Origin of the sequence: Microcystis sp. M49636_WE2, assembly GCF_030065375.1 — a bacterium.
GTDB lineage: Bacteria > Cyanobacteriota > Cyanobacteriia > Cyanobacteriales > Microcystaceae > Microcystis > Microcystis aeruginosa_C.
This window is the reverse complement of the sequence record NZ_JASJFG010000026.1, coordinates 1-2,354: the sequence shown is the minus strand read 5'-3', so window position 1 is coordinate 2,354 and position 2,354 is coordinate 1. Positions and strand designations below refer to the sequence as shown.

Genomic DNA, 2,354 nt, shown 5'->3' with positions numbered 1-2,354 from the left:
TCCGAAAACTCAATGGTGATGGCTTCCTAATTACCACTTATCCCACCGATGCAATTAAAGAAGGGGAAATTTTATGGCAGAAGTAAACGTTTATTATGATCCGATGGGCAATACCTTAACCGTGTGGTTTGGCGATCGCTCTTCAGAATATCTCTGCGAAGAAACCGGCGACGAAGTTATTTTAATGAAAAATCAAAAAGGCGAAGTTATTGGTTTTGAAAAACTTAACTATAGGATTTCTGAGAACAGGAATCTGAAAATTTCCCTAGAAACCGCCACCCCTCTTTAAACAATAAAGGCGAAAAATAACACTTAAGTAGCTGGGTTATAATTAAATTAAAAATGGATTTTAAGTTCGATCCCCCCTGCCCCCCTTGATAAGGGGGGTGTCTGATAGTTTTTAACGCCTACCTACTTAATCTCTCTATGAAAATCACTTATCAAAAAGTTAACTTAAAAGCTCCCAAAACGGAGACAGCTTATTGGCGTAGTCAATCGTACCAAACGAGACTATCGGCCTTAGAAGAAATTCGTCAAGAATATCATCAATATAAATATAATGCTGAACCAAGACTTCAAAGAGTTTATACAATTGTTAAACGATAATCAAGTGCGTTATCTCGTCTTAGGCGGCTATGCCGTTGCCTTACATGGCTATCCTCGTTATACTAAAGATATTGATATTTGGATAGAAATGAGTTCGTTAAATGCCTATAATCTAATCAAAGCCTTAGAAGGGTTCGGTTTTGGTTCTTTAGGATTAACAATTGATGACTTTTTAACGCCAGATCAAGTGATACAATTAGGTTATCCTCCTAACCGTATTGATTTAATTACAACCCCCGATGGGGTAGAGTTCCAAACTTGTTACTTATCCAGAATTGAGGTTAAAATTGACGATATTATTGTTAACTTTATTGACTTAGAAAATCTTAAAAAAAACAAAAAAGCATCAGGTAGATTACAAGATTTAGCCGATTTAGAAAATCTAGAAATAGATTAGAGCTATTGATAATTTACCTCGTACCTCGTTGCAAGGGTCTCCCTTGCAACGCATTTCTAGAGGTTCTACCTCTTGCTTAACCCATCAGGAAACGGAGAAAGACCCTCCCTTGTGTAGTTCCAAACCCTTGCCTTTTGCCTCTCTCTTCCCCGACCTGCGACCGACTCCTCACCCCACCAACAAACTTTTTCAGCAGCCCCTAGATACCTTTCGAGAAAAAATTTTTTTGCACAGGGAGTCCTTAAAATAGAAAAGGGAACACAAAACCAAATTGCTGGTATTTTTCCTCTGGGCATGGTGGCGCAGTTTATAGAATTTAGCTGGAATTTATGAATCATTTTCTGCATTCTTTCACTGTTTTTCCTGATTCTGCCCGAAAATCTCGCTCTTACTCCCTGGGTAAACTGCGACGACCCTTAATCTTCCTGTTTACCGTCGGTTGTCTGACTAGCGTGGTCGGTTATCGTTTCTATAATCAGCCGAAATTGGCCGTCGGGACTATTTCCCCCGTCACAATTATCGCCCCCGAAGATGCCAGTTTTCAAGACCAAGAAACCACCGACCTCAAACGCCAAAAAATTCGGGCTGGACTGCTTCCCCGGCTGAAAAGAGACCCCCAAACCACCGACCAGATCGAGCGATCGCTGCAGGACACTTTAGGGCAATTAAGTCAAATTCGCCCAATTTTGCGAAAAAATTCCATTTTAATGGGCAGGACTATTTCCAACGCCACAATGGAAACGCTGCTCACCTTTTCTGCCCCTCAATGGTCAACTCTACAGAGCCGCCTCAACTATGAAGAATCTTTTACAAACCTCTTGACAAAAGAGCAGGAATATGCTGTTAGCGAAATCCAAGCCTATCGTCAGCGCGTGACGAAGGGAAGCTTTGAGCAATTTATCGATCGATTGGAGCAATTACGGCAAATAAAGGAGCAAACCAGCCAAAATTATCGGCATTCCAGCTTAAATAAACTCAAATACGCCGATCTGATCGCAGTGGCCCAAATGGGCGATCGAGAGTGGCAAAACCTAGAAAAAGCCATCCTGCAAGCGGGGCGCCGGATTTTGATACAAGGCATTCCCCCGGGGATTTCCACCAGTCACCTACAGGATACCATCGCCGTGCAGATTAGCAGCGATCGCCTAACCGGTCGCCAGCAGTCTTTAGCCGAAAATATCCTTCTAGCGGCCCTGGAGGGAGAAGCGAACCTGATAGAAGATCGGGAGGCAACCAAAGAACAAGCCGCTAAAGCGGTGGAAGCGGTAGATATGGTCATGTCTAGCGCTCAAACCGGTCAAATTATCGTTAAAGCAGGCGAAAAAATTACTCAAGCTCAGTTTGTTCTCAT

3 protein-coding genes and 1 pseudogene are annotated in these 2,354 nt (G+C 42.5%); all 4 read left to right on the top strand.

From position 1 onward, the window contains the following. Positions 1-73: 73 nt before the first annotated feature. Positions 74-289, top strand: a complete 216-nt coding sequence (locus tag PX484_RS00510) for a DUF2283 domain-containing protein (RefSeq protein WP_046663375.1) — start codon at positions 74-76, stop codon at positions 287-289. Positions 290-426: 137 nt separating this feature from the next. Continuing rightward, the gene (locus PX484_RS00505; RefSeq protein WP_046663376.1) at positions 427-606 is read left to right on the top strand and encodes a hypothetical protein; all 180 of its coding nucleotides are present in this window, start codon (positions 427-429) and stop codon (positions 604-606) included. Then, the gene (locus PX484_RS00500) at positions 593-1,003 is read left to right on the top strand and encodes a hypothetical protein (RefSeq protein ID WP_235614777.1); all 411 of its coding nucleotides are present in this window, start codon (positions 593-595) and stop codon (positions 1,001-1,003) included. Before PX484_RS00505 ends, PX484_RS00500 begins: the two co-directional genes overlap by 14 nt. A gap of 329 nt (positions 1,004-1,332) precedes the next feature. Beyond that, positions 1,333-2,354 (top strand): annotated as a pseudogene (locus PX484_RS00495) (hypothetical protein); the annotation flags it as partial.

Coding starts and splice junctions, on each gene's coding strand:
- PX484_RS00510 (WP_046663375.1), top strand. CDS start 74: ATGGCAGAAGTAAACGTTTATTATGATCCGATGGGCAATACCTTAACC.
- PX484_RS00505 (WP_046663376.1), top strand. CDS start 427: ATGAAAATCACTTATCAAAAAGTTAACTTAAAAGCTCCCAAAACGGAG.